This window comes from Flavobacterium sp., from assembly GCF_028712645.1.
Taxonomy (GTDB): Bacteria; Bacteroidota; Bacteroidia; order Flavobacteriales; family Flavobacteriaceae; genus Flavobacterium.
This window is the reverse complement of sequence record NZ_JAQTPQ010000367.1, coordinates 1-2,786: the sequence shown is the minus strand read 5'-3', so window position 1 is coordinate 2,786 and position 2,786 is coordinate 1. Positions and strand designations below refer to the sequence as shown.

1 protein-coding gene is annotated in these 2,786 nt (G+C 30.7%); it reads left to right on the top strand.

The features are described 5' to 3' along the window. Positions 1 to 149: 149 nt before the first annotated feature. A partial coding sequence (locus PHC28_RS17935; protein ID WP_300103739.1) for a VCBS repeat-containing protein occupies positions 150 to 2,786 on the top strand: 2,637 nt, incomplete at its 3' end.

Genomic DNA, 2,786 nt, shown 5'->3' with positions numbered 1-2,786 from the left:
TCTCATTATAAAATAAGATCTCATTTTAAGAGCTTTTTTATCTTATTTAACAATTCCAAAGCCTTTTATAACATCGAATAATTTTTTTGTGAAATTAAAAATTCATAAATTGCTTGCTTATATATTACCAATATTAAATCATTTTTAAGATGTTAAAACGTATTGCATTTTTATCCACATTTATAGTATTTGTCAATTGTTCTAAGGAAAAATCAGATACCTTATTTACCAAATTAGATGCTTCTGAAACGGGCATAGATTTTCAGAATGAAGTGAAAAATGGCAAGGATATGAACATATTCAAATACCGTAACTTCTATAATGGAGGTGGTGTTGCTATTGGTGATATCAATAATGACGGATTAGCTGACATTTTTTTTACTTCTAATCTTGGCGATAATAAATTATATTTAAATAAAGGAAATTTTAAATTTGAAGATATTTCAAAAAAAGCGGGAATTGACCTCCAAAAATCTTGGTCAACAGGTATAAATATGGTTGATATCAATGGCGATGGGCTACTTGATATTTATGTTTCAAATGCTGGAAACAACATTAACTCTATTAGAAAAAGTCAATTATTTATCAATAATGGCAACTTAACATTTACAGAAAAGGCAGCCGAATACAATCTTGCTGATACAGGGATCACAACTCATGCTGCGTTTTTTGATTATGATAGAGATGGAGATTTAGATTGTTATATTCTAAATAATAGTTTTATTCCTGTAAGTAGCCTAAATTATTCCAATAAAAGAGATTTACGTGATAAAGACTGGGATGTTGCCAATATATTAAAAGGGGGCGGTGATAAATTATTACGCAATGACAATGGAAAATTTGTAGATGTTAGCGAAGCCGCAGGAATATATGGGAGCTTAATTGGTTTTGGATTAGGAGTTACCGTAGGGGATGTCAATGGTGATTTATACCCAGACATCTATATTTCAAATGACTTTTACGAAAAAGATTATCTGTGTATCAACAATAAAAACGGAACTTTTACAGAACAAGTTGAAGGATGGACTTCTCATTTAAGTCAATCCTCAATGGGTGCTGATATGGCCGACGTTAATAATGATGGTAAAGCAGATATTTTCACAACTGATATGTTACCCGAAGATGATGAGCGCTTAAAAAAGACTACTAATTTTGATAACTACGATTTATTTACAAGGAAGTTAAACCTAGATTTCTACAATCAATATATGCAAAACACTTTGCAAATAAATGATGAAAATAATAAGTTTATAGAAATAGCAAATTACTCTGGAATAGCAAAAACAGATTGGAGTTGGGGAGCATTATTATTCGATATGGATAATGATGGTTATAAAGACATTTATGTTTGTAATGGGATTTATCACGACTTGACTAATCAAGATTTTATGGACTTTTTTGCCAATGATTTTTTACAAAAAATGGTAGTTACTGGTAAAAAAGAAGATATGGAAACCATTATTTCTAAGATGCCAAGTACTCCTATCTCGAATTACGCCTATAAAAATGAGCATAATCTTACTTTTACAAATAACGCAGTAAATTGGGGTTTAGATACTCCAAGCTTTTCTAATGGCGCAGCCTATGGCGATTTAGACAACGATGGCGATCTTGATTTAGTGGTGAATAATGTAAATATGACCGCATTTATTTATAAAAATAATTCAGAAAAAAAGAAAAACAATCATTTCATAAAAGTAAAACTTAAAGGAGAAAATCAAAATAAATTTGCAATAGGAAGCGTTATTGATTTATTCTCAGGAAAAGAAATAATTCGTCAAGAATTAATTCCTTCAAGAGGTTTTCAATCCTCAATTGATTATGTAATGACATTTGGAATTGGAACAAAGAAAATCGATTCTTTACAAGTAATCTGGCCAAATGGAAAATTTCAAACTATAAAAAAAATAGTTAATAACACCACTTATAATTTGAATATTGCTGATGCCAAATTAGATTATATTCAAAAAATAGACAAGCCTAAACCTTTGTTCATTGAAAAGAAAAATAACTTTTTGGCTCACAAAGAAAATGATTATATCGATTTTGATTACGAAGGATTAATATCGAAAGAACTTTCACAAGAAGGCCCATCACTTGCTGTTGGAGACATAAATGCTGATGGAAATGAAGATGTTTATATTGGTGGAGCCAAAGGACAAGCAGGTAAAATTTATCTAAATAATGGGAATGATTCCTATACTGTTACTAATCAAAAAGAAATTGAAGTTGATGCCAATTATGAAGATACAGCCGCAAGCTTTTTTGATGCCGATGGTGATGGAGATTTAGATTTATTAGTTGGTTCTGGCGGCAATGAAAAAGCGGACCAAGCCAATTATAAAAACAGATTGTATTTGAATAATGGAAAAGGAATATTTACTAAAAGCAAATCTGTTATTCCAACAACAAACAATAATGTGTCCGTAATTGCAGCAAATGATTATGACAATGATGGTGATATTGACGTTTTTATTGGTAGCAGAAGCGTTCCTGGAGTTTACGGAATTGTGCCTAAACAATTGTTGCTGGAAAATGATGGTAAAGGTAATTTCACCAATGTAATTGGAAAGAAAGCATTCAAACTAGAAGAAATAGGAATGATTACTGATGCTATTTGGGAAGATATTGACAATGATGGCAAAAAAGATTTAATAGTGGTTGGAGATTGGATGACTCCAACAATTTTCAAAAATACTGGAAGAAGATTGGCTGAATTTCAATCTAATCTAACCAATTATCCAGGTTTTTGGAACACCGTTAGTTGTGTTGATTTGAATAATGAC